The sequence below is a fragment of the Pseudomonas parafulva genome, assembly GCF_000800255.1.
Taxonomy (GTDB): Bacteria; Pseudomonadota; Gammaproteobacteria; order Pseudomonadales; family Pseudomonadaceae; genus Aquipseudomonas; species Aquipseudomonas boreofloridensis.
Genome location: NZ_CP009747.1, coordinates 508,350 through 526,248, shown reverse-complemented (window position 1 = coordinate 526,248; position 17,899 = coordinate 508,350). Strand labels below are relative to the sequence as shown.

The 17,899-nt window shown below is 63.5% G+C and carries 13 protein-coding genes; 10 read left to right on the top strand and 3 right to left on the bottom strand.

The features are described 5' to 3' along the window. Positions 1-37 precede the first annotated feature (37 nt). From glpK to glpD, 3 genes are all read left to right on the top strand, one after another. A complete protein-coding gene (glpK, locus tag NJ69_RS02300) occupies positions 38-1,537 on the top strand; it encodes a glycerol kinase GlpK (RefSeq protein WP_039575934.1) in 1,500 nt (499 codons plus the stop codon). Between the two features lie 137 nt (positions 1,538-1,674). Continuing rightward, a complete protein-coding gene (gene glpR, locus NJ69_RS02295; protein WP_039575932.1) occupies positions 1,675-2,430 on the top strand; it encodes a DNA-binding transcriptional repressor GlpR in 756 nt (251 codons plus the stop codon). Between the two features lie 196 nt (positions 2,431-2,626). Next, positions 2,627-4,153 carry a glycerol-3-phosphate dehydrogenase gene (gene glpD / locus NJ69_RS02290; protein WP_245219495.1) on the top strand — a complete coding sequence of 509 codons (1,527 nt, stop codon included), beginning with the start codon at positions 2,627-2,629 and terminating at the stop codon, positions 4,151-4,153. 44 nt (positions 4,154-4,197) lie between these two features. Here the strand turns inward: glpD and NJ69_RS02285 are convergent, their stop codons facing one another. Further along, positions 4,198-8,484, bottom strand: coding sequence for an NEL-type E3 ubiquitin ligase domain-containing protein (locus NJ69_RS02285; RefSeq protein WP_039575928.1), 4,287 nt, complete (start codon positions 8,482-8,484; stop codon positions 4,198-4,200). A 329-nt stretch (positions 8,485-8,813) separates the two neighbouring features. On the opposite strand from NJ69_RS02285, the gene NJ69_RS02280 reads away from it, so the two are divergent. The 6 genes from NJ69_RS02280 (at position 8,814) to NJ69_RS02255 (ending at position 15,331) form a co-directional block, all read left to right on the top strand. Further along, a complete protein-coding gene (locus NJ69_RS02280; protein WP_029614092.1) occupies positions 8,814-9,731 on the top strand; it encodes a glutamate/aspartate ABC transporter substrate-binding protein in 918 nt (305 codons plus the stop codon). Positions 9,732-9,878: 147 nt separating this feature from the next. Then, positions 9,879-10,625 (top strand): amino acid ABC transporter permease, encoded by a 747-nt coding sequence (locus NJ69_RS02275; protein ID WP_039575926.1) that lies wholly within the window; start codon positions 9,879-9,881, stop codon positions 10,623-10,625. After that, positions 10,625-11,296, top strand: coding sequence for an amino acid ABC transporter permease (locus NJ69_RS02270; RefSeq protein WP_029614093.1), 672 nt, complete (start codon positions 10,625-10,627; stop codon positions 11,294-11,296). Before NJ69_RS02275 ends, NJ69_RS02270 begins: the two co-directional genes overlap by 1 nt. Next, a complete protein-coding gene (locus NJ69_RS02265; RefSeq protein WP_039575924.1) occupies positions 11,293-12,027 on the top strand; it encodes an amino acid ABC transporter ATP-binding protein in 735 nt (244 codons plus the stop codon). Before NJ69_RS02270 ends, NJ69_RS02265 begins: the two co-directional genes overlap by 4 nt. A 60-nt stretch (positions 12,028-12,087) precedes the next feature. Next, positions 12,088-13,992, top strand: a complete 1,905-nt coding sequence (locus tag NJ69_RS02260) for a sensor histidine kinase (protein WP_039575921.1) — start codon at positions 12,088-12,090, stop codon at positions 13,990-13,992. Between the two features lie 13 nt (positions 13,993-14,005). Further along, on the top strand, positions 14,006-15,331 hold the full coding sequence (locus tag NJ69_RS02255; protein WP_039575920.1) for a sigma-54-dependent transcriptional regulator: 1,326 nt from the start codon (positions 14,006-14,008) through the stop codon (positions 15,329-15,331). 46 nt (positions 15,332-15,377) lie between these two features. Here the strand turns inward: NJ69_RS02255 and NJ69_RS02250 are convergent, their stop codons facing one another. Then, the gene (locus NJ69_RS02250; RefSeq protein WP_039575918.1) at positions 15,378-16,373 is read right to left on the bottom strand and encodes an alpha/beta fold hydrolase; all 996 of its coding nucleotides are present in this window, start codon (positions 16,371-16,373) and stop codon (positions 15,378-15,380) included. A 195-nt stretch (positions 16,374-16,568) separates the two neighbouring features. Here NJ69_RS02250 and metR point away from each other — a divergent pair, with 195 nt between their 5' ends. Beyond that, positions 16,569-17,486: a transcriptional regulator MetR gene (gene metR / locus NJ69_RS02245; RefSeq protein ID WP_039575916.1), complete on the top strand. Its 918-nt coding sequence runs from the start codon at positions 16,569-16,571 to the stop codon at positions 17,484-17,486. Here metR and NJ69_RS02240 read toward each other — a convergent pair. Beyond that, positions 17,470-17,883, bottom strand: coding sequence for an NUDIX hydrolase (locus NJ69_RS02240; RefSeq protein WP_039575915.1), 414 nt, complete (start codon positions 17,881-17,883; stop codon positions 17,470-17,472). The two genes, metR and NJ69_RS02240, sit on opposite strands and share 17 nt — an antisense overlap. Positions 17,884-17,899: the final 16 nt, after the last annotated feature.

The following is a 17,899-nucleotide window of genomic DNA, read 5'->3' as shown; positions in this document are numbered from 1 at the left end:
AGCCCTGACCCTACCCATTTCGTGCAAGGCAACGACCATGACAGACACCCAGGATAAGCACTACATCATCGCCCTGGACCAGGGCACCACCAGTTCGCGGGCGATCATCTTCGACCGCGACGCCAACGTGGTCGGTACCTCCCAGCGCGAGTTCGTCCAGCACTACCCGCAGGCCGGCTGGGTCGAGCATGACCCCATGGAAATCTTCGCCACCCAGAGCGCAACCATGGTCGAAGCCCTGGCACAGGCCGGCCTGAGCCACGCCCAGGTGGCCGCGATCGGCATCACCAACCAGCGCGAAACCACCGTGGTGTGGGACAAGGAAACCGGGCGCCCGGTGTACAACGCCATCGTCTGGCAGTGCCGACGCAGCACCGAGATCTGCGCCCAGCTCAAGCGTGACGGTCACGAACAGTACATTCGCGAAACCACGGGACTGGTCACCGACCCCTACTTCTCCGGCACCAAGCTGAAGTGGATCCTGGACAACGTCGAGGGCGTGCGCGAGCGCGCCGAGCGCGGCGAACTGCTGTTCGGCACCGTCGACAGCTGGCTGATCTGGAAATTCTCCGGCGGCAAGGTGCATGTCACCGACTACACCAATGCCTCGCGCACGCTGATGTTCAACATCCATAGCCTGCAGTGGGACGACAAACTGCTGGAGATCCTCGGCATTCCGCGGCAGATGCTGCCCGAGGTGCGCCCCTCGTCCGAAGTCTACGGCCACACCAAGAGCGGCATCGCCATCGCCGGCATCGCGGGCGATCAGCAGTCGGCGCTGTTCGGCCAGATGTGTGTGGAACCTGGCCAGGCCAAGAACACCTATGGCACCGGCTGCTTCCTGCTGATGAACACCGGCGACAAGGCCGTGACCTCGTCCCACGGCTTGCTCACCACCATCGCCTGCGGACCGCGCGGCGAGGTGGCTTACGCCCTGGAGGGCGCCGTGTTCAACGGCGGTTCCACCGTGCAGTGGCTGCGCGACGAACTGAAGATCGTCAACGACGCACTGGACACCGAGTACTTCGCCAGCAAGGTCAAGGACAGTAACGGCGTCTACCTGGTCCCAGCCTTCACCGGCCTGGGCGCACCCTACTGGGATCCCTACGCACGCGGCGCGCTGTTCGGCCTGACCCGTGGGGTGAAAGTCGATCACATCATCCGCGCGGCGCTGGAGTCGATCGCCTACCAGACCCGCGACGTGCTCGACGCCATGCAGCAGGACTGCGGCCAGCGCCTGTCCGAACTGCGCGTGGACGGCGGTGCGGTAGCCAACAACTTCCTCATGCAGTTCCAGGCCGACATTCTCGGTACCTGTGTCGAGCGGCCGAAGATGCGCGAGACCACCGCCCTGGGCGCTGCCTACCTGGCGGGCCTGGCCTGCGGGTTCTGGGGCAGCCTGGACGAGTTGCGCGACAAGGCGATCATCGAGCGTGAGTTCAGCCCACAACTGGACGACGCGCACAAAGAAAAGCTGTATGCCGGCTGGAAGAAAGCCGTCGAGCGCACCCGTGACTGGGAAGATCACACCGACTGAAGCCTGCTGCACCCTGTAGGCGCGGTGCTTCGCCGCGCCTACAGGGCCAGGACGCAGCGGTGGGATACGCCACTGGCCGACATCCCCGTCCTACGGCATCATTGCAGCATTTGTCCGGCAGCCCCAAAGGACCGCCCATGAATCTGCCCCCCCGCCAACAACAAATTCTCGAACTGGTGCGCGAACGCGGCTACGTCAGTATCGAGGAAATGGCCCAACTGTTCGTCGTCACCCCCCAGACCATCCGCCGCGACATCAACCAATTGGCCGAAGCCAACCTGCTGCGTCGCTATCACGGTGGCGCCGCCTACGACTCGAGCGTCGAGAACACCGCCTATGCCATGCGCGCCGACCAGATGCGCGACGAAAAGCAGCGCATCGCCGAAGCCGTGGCCCGGCAGATTCCCGATCACGCCTCGCTGTTCATCAACATCGGCACCACCACCGAATCCATCGCCCGCGCCCTGCTCAACCACAACCACCTCAAGGTGATCACCAACAACCTGCACGTGGCCTCGATCCTCGCCGCCAAGGACGACTTCGAGGTACTGGTGGCCGGCGGCACCGTGCGCCGTGACGGCGGCGTGGTCGGCCAGGCCAGCGTCGACTTCATCAGCCAGTTCAAGGTGGATTTCGCCGTGGTCGGTATCAGCGGGATCGACGAAGACGGCAGCCTGCTGGACTTCGACTATCAGGAAGTGCGCGTCTCCCAGGCGATCATCGCCAACGCTCGACAAGTGCTGCTCGCGGCCGACTCCAGTAAGTTCGGGCGCAACGCCATGGTGCGACTGGGTTCGATCAACCTGATCGACTGCCTGGTCACCGACCAGACGCCGACCCCGGCGCTTTCGCAGTTGCTGAACCAGAACAAAGTTCGCCTCGAGGTCGTCTGAGCCTTCCTGGACGGCGCCCGCCGGGGACGACCCGGCGCGGCCGTCATCTCATGTTCACAAATGTTCATTTAGTCCGTAAGCGATCAGTATTTTCTATTGATCGCGACTGGAAAGGGCCGTTTTGTTGCGCTAGTATTTTCGCAAACGAACATCGATGTTCACATTCGCTGTGAGCCGTGCCCAGGAGGCCTTGCCCGTGTCCCAGTCCCCACAGACCCCATCGACCCCCGCAGAGTGCTATGACCTTGCCGTGATCGGCGGCGGCATCAATGGCGTCGGCATCGCGGCGGACGCTGCCGGGCGTGGCCTGAAGGTGTTTCTCTGCGAGCGGGACGACCTGGCTCAGCACACCTCCTCGGCCAGCAGCAAGCTCATTCACGGTGGCCTGCGCTACCTGGAACACTACGAATTCCGTCTGGTCCGCGAAGCCTTGGCCGAGCGCGAAGTGTTGCTGGCCAAGGCGCCGCATATCGTCAAGCCCATGCGCTTCGTCCTGCCACACCGCCCGCACCTGCGCCCGGCCTGGATGATTCGCGCCGGCCTGTTCCTCTACGATCACCTCGGCAAGCGCAAACGCCTGGGCGCCTCGCGCAGCCTGCGCTTCGGTCCGGGCTACCCGCTCAAGCCCGAGATCAGCCGCGGTTTCGAATATGCCGACTGCTGGGTCGACGATGCCCGCCTGGTGGTGCTCAACGCCATGGCCGCCCGTGAGCAAGGAGCGACTATCCAGACCCGCACCCGCTGCCTGCGCGCCGAGCGCGTCGATGGCGTGTGGCAGGTGGAGTTGCAGCATGCCGACGGTCGTCTGCAGAGCATTCGGGCCCGCGCGCTGGTCAATGCCGCCGGCCCTTGGGTGGCCAGCTTCATCAAGGACGATCTGAAACTGGACGCGCCCTACGGCATTCGCCTGATCCAAGGTAGCCACCTGATCGTGCCGCGCTTGTACGAAGGTGAGCAGGCCTACATCCTGCAAAACGAAGATCAGCGTATCGTCTTCTGCATCCCCTATCTGGACCGTTTCACCCTGATCGGCACCACCGACCGCGAATACAGCGGCGATCCGGCGCAAGTTGCGATCACCGAGGCCGAGACCGATTACCTGCTGAACGTGGTCAATGCCCATTTCAACCATCAGCTATCGCGTGTCGACATCCAGCACACCTACTCCGGCGTGCGCCCGCTGTGCAACGACGAGTCCGACAACCCCTCGGCAGTCACCCGTGACTACACCTTGGCACTGTCACGCCACGCCGATCAGGCGCCTCTGCTGTCGGTGTTCGGCGGCAAGCTGACCACCTACCGCAAACTGGCCGAGTCGGCGATGGCCGAACTCAAGCCGTTCTTTCCCCAGATGCGCGGCAGTTGGACCGCCACCTCGGCGCTGCCCGGCGGTGAGGACATGACCAGCGTGCAAGCGTTGGTGCAAGCCCTGTTGGCGGCCCACGGCTGGCTGGCACAGGACATCGCCAAGCGCTGGGCGGTCACCTATGGCAACCGTGTCTGGCGTTTGCTGCAGGATGTGCAGGGGCCGGACGATCTTGGCCAGGCCATCGGCGGCGGCCTGTTCGCCCGCGAGGTGGATTATCTGTGCGAGCAAGAGTGGGCGGTGTCCGCTGACGACATCCTCTGGCGTCGAACCAAGCTGGGTTTGTTCACCACCCCCGCCGAGCAACAGGCTTTGGCCGACTATCTACAACACAGACTTCATCGGGCAGCCGCCTGAATTCCGCGGGCCGGGACTCATGACCGGCCCCGGCTCGGGCGACATCACTGCAGACGTCGCAGGGCCTGCTCTGCCATCGTGCGCAACAATCTGCTCTCGGCTATCTCGTACTCGTACTTGAGCCCCCTGCTGCGCAGTTCATATGTCCACTCGTCGATCGCGTGACGCTCGACCTGCGCCTCCAACGCTTCCATCCGACCATGGAACTGGTCTGCCAGCGCGTCGAAGCGCTGCGGGTGCAGGACGCGCATCTGCTCGCCCCAGAAAGGTCGTTGAGCAATCGATTCAGCCAGGACCCTGGGCGTTTCTGCAGCCAGCACCTCCTGCTGCGCCGCCGAAAGGTGGCTGGTGGTGACGTTTGCGAAGCTTTCGTAATACATTTCGTCAGCATTGATCGGTAATGCCAGCGGCCTGAGCAACCTCTGCCGGTAATACAAGCGCACCTCGATCTCGTCCACCACCGCCATGGGTTCCTCGCGCATGCGCACGATATGCCGCGAGGCAATGCGATCGACTTCGTCGAGGCGGAACAGCCCCCGGCCAAGCGCGACCAGATTCGCTTCTGATTCAGTTGCGTTGCCCGCAGCCAGGACACCTTGGGCCATGACGGCGATCTCCATCTGCTCGAGCACCAATGTCAAGCGATCCTCACAGGTGCCAGGCCCTGCCGCCTCCAGAAACAACCGTTGACGCAGTGCCGTGTGCTGTTCGCACGCTTGCAGGATCTGCCATACGCGTTTGCGGTAGTACTGGGGGTAGGACTCGGCCTCTTCACTCTCGAGCAGGTCGGCGAGAAACCGAAACAGGTCTACCGATTCCGCTTCCCCCTGTAACGCCGCCCAGATCGCACGGCGCCTGTCGCGCAGTTGCGCACTGACATCGCCAACCCACGCATCGCGCAACGCGATGTCCACGGGAGCATGCCGGAACGACGGGCTGCCGCGAACCCCGGACGCAATCCCCGCCGCCTGGTCGGCCAAAGCCTCGCTGGCCTCGTTCAGAGGATTGTCATGTAGCGCCGTTCGCTCTAGCTGGTCGCGCAACTGACGCAAATCCTCGCGCAACTGGCGAATCTGGTTGTCACGCACGTCCACCCTACCGCGCCAACTGACCTGCTCGGGCAGCGCATTGAGACCGGCATCGCGCAGGCGCACTTCGCGCAGACGTCGCAACTGCGTGAGTGCCGGAGCACGCCCCAGCGGATTGTGGCTCAGGTCAAGCACCTCCAGCTCGTGCAGCATTGACAAGGTGCGTTCGCCAGCAGCCGTCAGGCTGATGCGGTTGTTGGCCAGACGTAGCTCGCGAAGTCGGGGCATCTGCTCGATGGCCTGTGGAATGGCCTGCAGCCGATTGGCGCTCAGATCCAGCTCGATCAACCTCTCGAAGCGCCCGAGAAATCCGTTGTCGATGTCTTCGAGCGCCATGTTGCGCAGGCGCAGACGGCGTATGTGCGCAAAGCTCACGTCTGAGGGCAAGCGAGGCAGGCTGCCGACCGACTCGCCATCGATGAGCAGTACGAAGTCCTCCGCCTGATCGGTGACTTTGCGTCGCCAGCTACGGCGAATCGACGTGGCCACGCGGCGACGCCTGAGCGCATCGAGCGGATTCGACCAGTTTCTCTGCCAACTCGCCAGCGCCTGGCGCAGCCGGCCCAACTGGTCTTGCAACTGCGCATAATGCTCCCAAAGGCCCACCCGCTGCTGACCCAAGGACTCCAGATAGGCATCCAGTTGCAGGGCATCGAGCGTTGGATAAATCTGATGAATACCGCGTCGTATCGCCTGTCGATCTCCCCCGGCACGCCCGCTGAGCGGGTAGCCCAGCCGACCGTCGGCGAATCGACGGGGTGGCGCGAAGCCAGCCCGGTCACCCTTCATGCCCAGTATCGATGCAGCGCGTTCACGATCGATAGCGTGAGTGACCTTGGCCAATAGCGCCGCTTCGCTGGACGCACTTTGGCCCAGAACGCTGCGCTGCTGCGTAGTCAGCCGGCTCAATAATGCACCGATCACGTGATTCGAAGGGGCGTCGGTGCCCTGCACTCGATAGCCATCGGCTGCGCGGACGACCGTCAGCAGCTCCGACGCCTGCAGAGAGCCATGACTGGCCAACAACGGGCCTTGCGCGGTCGTGTCGCGCACTTCGACACGCACAGAGTCCGGCCAGGGCGCATGCTGATCCAGCAGCCCCAGCGCCAGTTGCTCACTGTCCGCAGAGCTCGCCCATGGCCAGCGCAACCCCGCACAGGCGCGATCCAGTCGGCGCTGGCGCAAGGCCCAGCGCGCGTGCTCGGCGAGCGAGAGAGGCACGCGTCCGGCGCTGGTCAGCCGTTCGATATCCGCGGTGCCCGACCGCTCCAGCAGTTCCTGGATGCAGCGCAGCGTGAGTCCTGGAAAACTGTCCTTGAGCAGACGTTCATGGGTCGAGCTCGGACGTTGGCGCAAGAACTGTTGTTCCTCCAGTGCAGCCATCCCGGCATCCGGCTGAGCTTGGTGCAGACGAAGCAGGTCTACCAGATCGGCCAGCCGGGCCGGCGCCGGCGCGCTCTCCAGATGCAGGCGACGCAATTGATCCTGACTCATACCTGTGATCTGTAGTACATCCTCGGCCACTGTATCGGGAATGTCGCCGAAGCCGTCGCCAAATCGGCTCAGCAACTCACGAGCGCCTTGCCAATGCTGTGGCCGCTCAAGCTCGTGTCGCCAGCCGGACGCGCCATTGCTCGACACGCGCGGAGGGTATGCCTCGGGGCGTGATGGATGAACGATACGTGCCGAATCTCCACCCTCTTCGAACGCAAGCCCGAAGCGGCTTTGCCCCACCGCGATCGCTTGAGCAGCCTCCGGCCGGTAGTAGCCGGCCAGTTGCGGATCCATTAACCGCACCTGGCCATCATCCAGGCGTACCGGTGCCAGGGCGTCGACGAAGTCCAGGCGCGGCAGCCGCTGTGCCACAGCAGCGCCGCCTACCGACACCACAGCGCCAATCACCACTTGCTCGGCAATACTCAATGCATGGTCGATGGCCCCTTTGCGGTCACCGATCTGCCAGTCCTCGTACCCCTCATAAATGTCATTGGCGATCTGCGCCACGCCAACCACCAGTAGCGCCTGACCCAGCAGCGGAACGAAGAACCCTGCCATGCCTACCAAGTCCATGCCCAACGATAAGTAGCTTTGCAGACGTTGCTGCCGGTCTTCCTCGTCCTCGTCACCCGTGGGTACCGCCAGCAATCGCGCGTCGTCGAAGAGGGTATCGATCTGCTGCTGGCGTAAGTGGGAAAACAGCGGTTCTGCCAGCGGCAGGGCGCGACCATCCAGATGATCGGCCTGCGATGCGTCGAGCTTGGCCAGCCGTGCTCTCAGCACGCTGAGGAACTGTGGGCGATCACGCAGGCTGACCAAATGCTGGAAGAAGCGCTGATAACCGACCTGTCGAAGACGTTCGGCCTGGGCGCGGTAGAAGGCGTCCCAGGACCGATGGCAGCTCATCGGACGCTCAGGATCGTTTGCAATCCAGATCAACACCGCGCTGAGCTCGGTTTTTCCGACATCCCGAACCTCGATGCCCACCACGCCTCGCAGGCACTTGCCGAGCAGGTAGGGCTGGCACGTCGTGAGCATCACTGGCAATGTCGGCACGACGGGGGGGCGCGCGAACAGCGGGAGGAGTTGCAGGTAGCGGGTCTCGTCCAGCTCGTCTTTCAACCTGGCCGTACGCACGGCCAACTCCAGGCTGGCACGCCAGCTCTCCTCGAAGACACGATTCACGACCCTGCGCCCCTCTCCGGGGGGCTGCCCAGGAACATCGGCCGGGCGCAGGCATTGCTCTAGTCGCGCCTGGTAGGCTTTGCCGATGTCCACCTGACGACACAGCCCAGCGAAAGCCTCCAGCCCCAACGGCAGAGGCTTGCCCTGGGGGTCCAGCAATTGCCCAGTGCGCATGAAATGTGGACGGGTCTCCGCCACATGAAAATTGTGCAACGCCGCGCCGAGCAAGCTTTGCTGCGACACCACCGGATATACCGGCCCCGGCAGAGCGGTACCGACCGAAGGCGCCTTGACCTGCCGGGTGATGCGTACGCAGGAACGACGCAGGTCGGTCTGAGGCACGCCCCTGGCCTTGAGCGCTTGGCCCAGCCGCTGTTCGGCGAAGTCGTCGAGCGTTGGGATGCTGTCGAGCAGTGCCGCCAGACGCTCGGCAGACGCCCGGTGGGTGAACAAGGCACGGCGGTAGAGTGTGAACTGATCGAGACCTGCCTGGGTTAACCAAGGCGGCAAACGAGAGGCGATGAAGGTATCGACGGATTCAGGATGCAGAACAGGGGTCATGGTTGCGTCTCGCTGGTGGTGTCCATCAGCACACCCGCTTCTGGGCAGACCCTGGTGGTAATCAGCTAATACCCACTTGGCCACCAACCTTCTCGTTCGGCATTCCGAACGAGCAAGCACACCCTATTCGGAAAACCGCACACGGACTGTTCATCTGGCGATCCAGAAAAGACTTAAGCCAAGTAAATTCAGACGTTATGATCGATATCTGAGTTTGGCACGAGTCATGCTCTACACTTAAAAGCCGAACACCCTCCCCCACGGTGTGTTCGTTGAACGAAGAGTCCGCCAACGGCTCCATAAGAAAAACAAACGTCGAGGAAAATTTGATGCGTATCGTTCGTCAATTGCTGGGCGCTGCAATCGCCGCCGCCGTCATCGCTTCGCCGGTCATGGCTGAAGAGCTGACCGGCACGCTCAAGAAGATCAAGGATTCCGGCACCATCAGCCTGGGTCATCGCGACTCTTCCATTCCCTTCTCGTACCTGACGGGCGGCACCGTTCCTCAGGGTTACTCCCATGATGTCCAACTGGCCGTGGTCGAGGCGCTGAAAAAGCAGCTGGGCACCGATATCAAGGTCGATTACAAGCTCGTCACTTCCCAGAACCGCATCCCGCTGGTGCAGAACGGCACCGTTGACCTGGAGTGCGGCTCCACCACCAACAACGTCGAACGCCAGCAACAAGTTGGCTTTACCGTGGGCATCTTCGAAGTCGGCACTCGCTTGCTGACCAAGGTCAAGGACGGTCAGCCGGCGTACAAAGACTTCCCGGACCTGGCGGGCAAGAACGTCGTCACCACCGCGGGCACCACCTCTGAGCGTCTGCTCAAAGCGATGAACGCCGAGAAAAACATGAAGATGAACGTGATCTCCGCCAAGGACCACGGTGAAGCCTTCAACATGCTCGAAAGCGGTCGTGCAGTCGCCTTCATGATGGACGACGCCCTGCTGGCCGGCGAGATGGCCAAGGCCAAGAAACCGACCGACTGGGTCATTACTGGCACCCCGCAATCCTACGAAATCTATGGTTGCATGGTGCGTAAGGACGATCCCCAGTTCAAAAAAGCAGTCGACGACGCCATCATTGCCTACTACAAGTCGGGCGCTGTCGAGAAGAGCTACAACAAATGGTTCGAGCAGCCGATTCCGCCGAAGGGTCTGAACCTGCAATTCCCAATGAGCGACGAACTGAAAAAGCTGATTGCCGAGCCTACCGACAAGGCTGCGGACGAAAAGAAGTCCTGACCTCCAGTAGCTAGTGGCCTGGTGCTCCAACGCACCGCAATCGATCCGACAGGCCACTCATTAGTGTCTAACCTTTACTTCCAAGGGCGCCTGCGCCCTTGGAAGTTCAAAGGTGCCCGTGAAACAACCGTCTGAGGGGAAATCCCGATGAATTACAACTGGGACTGGGGCGTTTTCTTCAAGTCCACCGGCGTGGGCGACGAAATCTACCTGGACTGGTACATCACCGGTCTGGGCTGGACCATTGCCATCGCCGTTTCAGCCTGGATCATCGCCTTGCTGCTGGGATCGCTGCTGGGCGTGATGCGTACCGTGCCGAATCGCCTCGTATCGGGCATCGCCACCGCTTATGTGGAACTGTTCCGCAACGTACCGCTGCTGGTGCAGTTGTTCATCTGGTACTTCCTGGTACCGGACCTGCTGCCCGAAGGCCTGCAGGAATGGTTCAAGCAGGATCTCAACCCGACCACCTCGGCACTGATCAGCGTAGTCATCTGCCTGGGCCTGTTCACCGCCGCGCGCGTGTGCGAGCAGGTACGCACCGGCATCCAGGCCCTGCCCCGCGGACAGGAATCGGCCGGGCGGGCGATGGGCTTCAGCCTGACGCAGATCTACATGAACGTGCTGCTGCCGCAAGCCTATCGGATCATCATCCCGCCGCTCACTTCCGAATTCCTCAACGTGTTCAAGAATTCGTCGGTAGCGTCGCTGATCGGTCTGATGGAGTTGCTGGCACAGACCAAGCAAACCGCCGAGTTCTCCGCCAACCTGTTCGAGGCCTTTACCCTGGCCACGCTGATCTACTTCACCTTGAACATGAGCTTGATGCTGCTCATGCGCTTGATCGAGAGGAAAGTCGCCGTGCCGGGCCTGATTTCCGTGGGAGGTAAATGATGGACCTGGATTTCAGTGAAATCATCCCCGCACTGCCAGCCCTGTGGGATGGCATGCTGATCACCCTGCAACTGATGGTCATGGGCGTGGTCGGCGGTATCGTGCTGGGCACCTTGCTGGCGCTGATGCGCCTGTCCTCGAGCAAGCTGATGGCCAACCTGGCAGGGGCCTATGTCAACTACTTCCGCTCGATCCCACTGCTGCTGGTAATCACCTGGTTCTACCTGGCCGTGCCCTTCGTGTTGCGCTGGATCACCGGTGAAGACACCCCGATCGGCGCCTTCACCTCCTGCGTCGTGGCCTTCATGATGTTCGAGGCTGCCTACTTCTGCGAAATCGTGCGCGCCGGTGTGCAGTCGATCTCCAAAGGCCAGATGGGCGCCGCCCAAGCCCTGGGGATGTCCTACGGACAGTGCATGCGCCTGATCATCCTGCCCCAGGCATTTCGCAAGATGACTCCGTTGCTGCTGCAGCAGAGCATCATCCTGTTCCAGGACACCTCGCTGGTATACACCGTGGGTCTGATCGACTTCCTCAACTCGGCACGCGCCAACGGCGACATCATCGGGCGCTCCCACGAGTTCCTGATCTTTGCCGGTGTCGTGTACTTCATCATCAGTTTCTCCGCCTCCTGGTTGGTCAAGCGCCTGCAAAAAAGGATCACCGTATGATTTCCATCAAGAACGTCAACAAGTGGTACGGGGACTTCCAGGTACTGACCGACTGCACCACCGAAGTCAAGAAAGGCGAAGTGGTGGTGGTCTGCGGCCCGTCCGGCTCGGGCAAGTCCACCCTGATCAAGTGCGTCAACGCGCTGGAGCCCTTCCAGAAGGGCGACATCGTGGTCGACGGCACCTCGATCGCCGACCCGAAGACCAACCTGCCGAAGCTGCGCTCGCGGGTCGGCATGGTGTTCCAGCACTTCGAGCTGTTCCCGCACCTGTCGATCACCGAGAACCTGACCATCGCTCAGCGCAAAGTGCTTGGGCGCAGCGAAGCCGAAGCCACCAAGAAAGGCTTGGCCCTGCTCGACCGCGTGGGCCTGGGCGCCCACGCCAAGAAGCACCCCGGTCAGCTTTCCGGCGGTCAGCAACAGCGCGTGGCGATTGCCCGGGCGCTGTCGATGGACCCGATCGTCATGCTGTTCGACGAACCGACCTCGGCGCTGGACCCGGAAATGGTCAACGAGGTGCTGGACGTGATGGTCGAGTTGGCCCATGAGGGCATGACCATGATGTGCGTCACCCATGAAATGGGCTTCGCACGCAAGGTCGCCAACCGGGTCATTTTCATGGACAAGGGCCACATCATCGAGGACTGCCAGAAGGAAGACTTCTTCGGTAAACCCGAAGCGCGTCATGAACGCACCCAGCACTTCCTCAGCAAGATCCTGCAGCACTGATGCGCCAGGCGTGCGCCGTCCGCCAAGGCGGCGCACGCTGGTGGTGACAAGGCCACTGTGATGAAATGCGATCCCTCGCTTCTTCGCCCTGCACAGCCTGCCGTGAAATCCCGCCTGATCCGCCAACTGTTTCTACCGCCTCTGATCATCCTGCTGATGGTCGGCCTGGGGTCGGTCGGCTACATGATCAGCGAGAGCAACGGCATCCGCACCCTCAGCGAGAACGGCGAACGCCAGCTCGAGCTGCATGCGCGCACGGTCGAGAGCGAAATCAGCAAGTACACCTACCTGCCCAGCCTGCTGGAACTCGAAGACAGCGTTTCGCAATTGCTCGCCGACCCCGACGGCGGTCCACGCCAGGCGGTCAACGAATACCTCGAAGGCCTGAACCGGCGCAGCCGCAGCCGGGCCATCTATGTGCTGGACACCAACGGCCGGGTCCAGGCCACCAGCAACTGGCGAGACCCCGACTCGTTCCTGGGTGAGGACCTGGCCTTCCGCGCCTATTTCCAGGATGCCGTGCGCGGCCAACCAGGGCGCTTCTACGGCATCGGCAGTACCACTGGCGAGGCCGGCTATTACCTGGCCCACGGCCTGGAGGAGCACGGTCGGATCATCGGCGTGGCAGTGATCAAGGTGCGCCTGGACACGCTGGAGGAGCGCTGGCAGCGCGCGCGCCTGGAAGCCTTCGTCAGCGACGAGAACGGCATCATCATTCTCTCCAGCGATCCGGCGCGCCGGCTCAAATCGGTCCGCCCGCTGACCCCTCAGGTCAAGGAGGACCTGGCGCGCAGCCTGCAGTACTACTGGTGGCCGCTCAACGAGCTGCACCCTCTGGCGCGAGAAGCCCTGGGCGATGGCGTGGAGAAGCTCACCTTCCCGGCCAGCCGCGACAGCGGCCAGGACGCCAGCCACGAAGTCACCTACCTGGCACAGACCCGACGTCTGGCCGATACACCCTGGCACTTCACCCTGCTCACCCCGTTGCAGGACTTGCACCGCGAGTCGATGATCCAAGGCATCCTGGTAGGCGTCGCCTTCGCCCTGCTGGCGATCCTCGGCATCGCCTGGAACGAGCGGCGCAAGGTGATCGCCACCCGCCTGGCGGCCCGCGAAGCGCTGGAAGAAGCCAACAGCCAGTTGGAACGGCGGATCGCCGAGCGTACCGCCGATCTGCGCGCCAGCAACGAGCGGCTCAAAGGTCAGATCCGCGAACGCCGTCATGCCGAACAAACCTTGCGTCACGCCCAGGACGAGCTGGTCCAGGCCGGCAAGCTGGCCGCCATTGGACAGATGTCCACCAGCATCGCCCACGAGCTCAACCAGCCACTGGCGGCGCTGCGCACGCTCTCGGGTAATACCGTGCGCTTCCTCGAACGCGGCGCCCTGGACACCGCCAGCACCAATCTACGCACCATGAACGACCTGATCGACCGCATGGGCCGGATCACCGCGAGTCTGCGTTCCTTCGCCCGTCGCGGCGAAGACAGCGGCCTGGCGTCGCTCGATAGCGCGGTGGAGGCCACCTTGCAGGTGCTGGCCAACCGTATCGGTGCCTGCGGCCTGCAATTGCACCGCGATTTCGACGACCAGGCACTGGCCATCGACCAGACCCGGCTGGAACAGATCCTGGTCAACCTGATCGGCAACGCGCTGGACGCCATGACCGCCCAAGCCCACCCGCAACTTTGGCTGGAGGGCGAACTGGCCGGCGACCGCTACCGCCTGCGGGTACGCGACAATGGCCACGGCATCGACCATGAAGCGCGCAAACACCTGTTCGAACCCTTCTTCACCACCAAACCGGGCGAGCACGGCCTGGGCCTGGGCCTGACGCTGTCGGCCAGCCTGGCCGCTGCGGCCAAAGGCGCCCTGAGCGTCGAACACCCTGCCGGCGGCGGCACCGCGTTCGTCCTCAGCCTGCCGCTGGCAACGCCCGCCACCGACTCGGCCGATACACCATGAACGAAGAGTCCCCATGACCCCAGCTCCCCTGACCGTCCTGATCGTCGAAGACGACCCCCACGTGCTGCTCGGCTGCCAGCAAGCGCTGGCGCTGGAGGACATCGCCTGCGAAGGCGTGGGCAGCGCCGAACAGGCGCTGGAACGTATCGGCGACGATTTCGCCGGTATCGTCGTCAGCGACATTCGTCTACCCGGCATCGATGGCCTGGAACTGCTCAACCGCCTCAAGGCCCGCGACCGCAGCCTGCCGGTGGTGCTGATCACCGGCCACGGCGATATCGACATGGCGGTCGGTGCGATGCGCAACGGTGCCTACGACTTCATGGAAAAGCCGTTCTCGCCGGAGCGGCTGGTGGACGTGGTGCGCCGCGCGCTGGAGCAGCGCGGGCTGTCACGCGAAGTGGTGGCCTTGCGTAAGCAGTTGGCTGGCCAGGGCTCGCTGGAAGCGCGCATTATCGGCCGCTCGCCGGCCATGCAGGCGCTGCGCGAGCTGATCGCCAACGTCGCCGATACCTCGGCCAACGTACTGATCGAAGGCGAGACCGGTACCGGCAAGGAATTGGTCGCGCGTTGCCTGCACGATTTCAGCCGCCGTCAGGGCGCGCCGTTCGTGGCCCTGAACTGCGGCGGCCTGCCGGAGAACCTGTTCGAGAGCGAAATTTTCGGCCACGAAGCCAACGCCTTCACCGGCGCCGGCAAGCGGCGCATCGGCAAGATCGAGCACGCCAATGGCGGCACGCTGTTTCTCGACGAGGTCGAGAGCATGCCCGTCAACCTGCAGATCAAGCTACTGCGCGTGCTACAGGAGCGCACGCTCGAACGGCTGGGCTCGAACCAGAGCATTCCGGTGGACTGCCGGATAATTGCCGCCACCAAGTCTGACCTCGACGCGCTGGGCTCCACGGGGCAGTTCCGCAGCGACCTGTACTACCGCCTCAACGTGGTTACGCTCGAGCTGCCGCCACTGCGCGAACGCCGCGAAGACGTCCTCCAGTTGTTCGAACATTTCCTCCAGCAGTCAGCGCTGCGCTTTGATCGTGAAGCGCCGCAATTGGACAGCCAGACCCTGTCGCGGCTAATGGCCCACGACTGGCCAGGCAACGTACGCGAGCTGCGCAACGTCGCCGAGCGTTACGCGCTGGGACTGCCAGCGTTCAAGAAACCCGGCGTCGGCGGCAGCCAGGGCCTGGGCTTTGCCGAGGCAGTCGAAGCCTTCGAGCGCAATTTGCTCAGCGATGCCTTGCAGCGCACCGGGGGTAACCTCAGCCAGGCCAGCCAGGAGCTGGGCATGGCCAAGACCACGTTGTTCGACAAGGTGAAGAAATACGGCCTGGGCTGAGCGCCTCTCACCGACGGCGCGGCCCCAGGCCTAGACGCCAGCCTGCTCAAAGCCCGGCGATGTGCGCCGTTTCCTGGCGATGCGACTTCAGATACGGCAGTACCGCCGCCAGCAGCGGCGCCTTGAACGGCTCCTGGAATCGGTGCGCCAAGCCCGGAATCAAGCGCAGTTGACTGCCCTGGATGTGCGCGGCCAGGTGCACGCCGTGCATCACCGGCAGCAAGGGATCGGCCGTGCCATGCACCACCAGTGTCGGCACCCGCAGGCGATTGAGCAGTTGTACCCGGCTCGGCTCGGCCAGAATCGCCATGATCTGGCGCTTGACCCCCTCCGGATTGAACGCCCGGTCGTAAGCCTGCGCGGCCTGCTGCAACAACACCGCGCGGTCATCGTGCACCGCTGGGCTGCCCAGTGCCGCCAACAAGTCGGCCTGCTGCTCCAGCGCGACCTCGCGGCTCGGTGCGCTGCGCCGGGCGAGCAATTGCACCAACGCCGCACTCGGCGCCGGTAGGCCCTGGGCGCCGGAGCTGGACATGATCAAGGTCAGGCTACGCACCCGTTGCGGCGCCATGGCCGCCAGATGCTGGGCGATCATGCCGCCCATGCTCACGCCCAGCACATGGAACTGCTCGATGCCCAGCGCATCCATCAGCCCGAGGCCGTCACCGGCCATGTCAGTCAGGCTATAAGGGGCAGCCACTGGCAGCCCCAGCTTGTAGCGCAGCAATTCGACGGTGAGGTTGGCCGAGGCCGGCGGCTGGTTCCAGCGCGACAGACCGACATCGCGGTTGTCGTAGCGAATCACCCGAAAGCCCTGGCGGCACAACGCCTCGACCACGTCGTCCGGCCAGTGGATCAGTTGCCCGCCCAGGCCCATCACCAGCAGCAGTGCCGGATCGCCCGGCGTACCGACGCTCTGGTAGACCAGGCTCAATCCCCCCAGCTCGGCGCGCTGCACCGGCACCTGGGCATCGCAACGCCCTGCAGCGAAACCGGCCGGCCCCCCGCACAGCAACAGAACAATAATCAGAAAGTACCGCATGGACAGAAACACCAGAATGCAAATCCCCAGTAGAGCGCGAGTCTGATGAAATCCGTTAAAGCGCGCTGCCACAGTTGCGTGACAGTTTGATTAAGGTCGCTGAACGGTCATTAATCCCGCGGTCGACACACCGCGCAACATGAGGGAAACTCAACCTCATCTGACTTTCCTCAAAATTTGCTCACGGAGCTGCACGTGCTGGAAATCCGTCACCTGAAAACTCTTCACGCCTTGCGCGAGGCCGACAGCCTTGTGGAGGCTGCCGAGCGCCTGCACCTGACCCAGTCGGCGCTGTCGCATCAGTTCAAAGAACTGGAAGAACGCCTTGGCATGCAACTGTTCGTGCGCAAGACCAAACCGATCCGCTTCACCAGCGCCGGCCTGCGCCTGCTGCAACTGGCCGACGCCACGCTGCCGCTGCTGCGCGGTGCCGAACGCGACATCGCGCGCCTGGCCGGCGGCACCGCCGGTCGCCTGCACATGGCCATCGAGTGCCACAGTTGCTTCCAGTGGCTCATGCCGACCATCGATCAATTCCGCGACGCCTGGCCGGAGGTGGAGCTGGACCTGGCTTCGGGTTTCGCTTTCGCTCCGCTGCCGGCGCTGGCCCGTGGCGACCTCGACCTGGTGGTGACTTCCGACCCGCTGGACCTGGCCGGCATCACCTACGTGCCGCTGTTCACCTACGAGGCCATGCTCGCGGTGGCCAATCAGCACGCGCTGGCGACCAAGCCCTACATCGTGCCGGAGGACTTGGTCGACCAGACGCTCATCACCTACCCGGTGGAACGCGACCGGCTGGACATCTTCACCCGCTTCCTGGAGCCAGCGGACATCGAACCGGCCGCCGTGCGCACTTCGGAACTGACCGTGATGATGATGCAACTGGTGGCCAGCGGCCGTGGCGTGTGCGGCATGCCCCACTGGGCCTTGCACGAGTACAGCTCGCGCGGCTACGTGAAGGGCAAGCGCCTGGGCGACAAGGGCCTGTTCGCCACGCTCTATGCTGCCGTGCGCACCGACATGCTTGATGCGCCGTACATGCGCGACTTTCTGCTGACGGCCAAGGACACCTCGTTCGCCACCCTCGATGGGGTCAGCGCGGTGCGTTGAGGGCATCGCGCCACAGCGGCAGAATCAGGTCGCGGGTCAAGGGCGCGAGGGTCAGGGCGCTGGCCTGGTCGGCGGCCAGCCACTGCACTTCCTCGATTTCCGCCGCAGGCGTCACCGCCTCGGCGCAGTGAACGCGAAACAGCTCGGCCTGGACCTCGAAGCCCGGCTCATTGGCCGCTGGCGCGCTGAAACGGCCCAGGTGCACCGCCTGCTCGGGATCGATGTGCAGGCCCAGTTCTTCGTGCAGTTCGCGCGCCAAGGCCTGCACCGCCGTTTCGCCCGCGTCGATCTTGCCACCGGGTTGCATGAAGGCCTGGGTGCCGCGTTTGCGCACCAGCAAGGTCCGGCCGGCCGGATCGATGAGCAGGGCAGCGGCGATATGGATGATCTGGGACATGGGCAGGGCTTCCTCG

Bases quoted from the DNA above. Each gene is read 5' to 3' on its own strand.
- NJ69_RS02285 (WP_039575928.1), bottom strand. From the start codon at position 8,484: ATGACCCCTGTTCTGCATCCTGAATCCGTCGATACCTTCATCGCCTCT.
- glpR (WP_039575932.1), top strand. From the start codon at position 1,675: ATGAATCTGCCCCCCCGCCAACAACAAATTCTCGAACTGGTGCGCGAA.
- NJ69_RS02255 (WP_039575920.1), top strand. From the start codon at position 14,006: ATGACCCCAGCTCCCCTGACCGTCCTGATCGTCGAAGACGACCCCCAC.
- NJ69_RS02275 (WP_039575926.1), top strand. From the start codon at position 9,879: ATGAATTACAACTGGGACTGGGGCGTTTTCTTCAAGTCCACCGGCGTG.
- NJ69_RS02250 (WP_039575918.1), bottom strand. From the start codon at position 16,373: ATGCGGTACTTTCTGATTATTGTTCTGTTGCTGTGCGGGGGGCCGGCC.
- NJ69_RS02270 (WP_029614093.1), top strand. From the start codon at position 10,625: ATGGACCTGGATTTCAGTGAAATCATCCCCGCACTGCCAGCCCTGTGG.
- NJ69_RS02280 (WP_029614092.1), top strand. From the start codon at position 8,814: ATGCGTATCGTTCGTCAATTGCTGGGCGCTGCAATCGCCGCCGCCGTC.
- NJ69_RS02265 (WP_039575924.1), top strand. From the start codon at position 11,293: ATGATTTCCATCAAGAACGTCAACAAGTGGTACGGGGACTTCCAGGTA.
- NJ69_RS02260 (WP_039575921.1), top strand. From the start codon at position 12,088: ATGAAATGCGATCCCTCGCTTCTTCGCCCTGCACAGCCTGCCGTGAAA.
- NJ69_RS02240 (WP_039575915.1), bottom strand. From the start codon at position 17,883: ATGTCCCAGATCATCCATATCGCCGCTGCCCTGCTCATCGATCCGGCC.
- glpK (WP_039575934.1), top strand. From the start codon at position 38: ATGACAGACACCCAGGATAAGCACTACATCATCGCCCTGGACCAGGGC.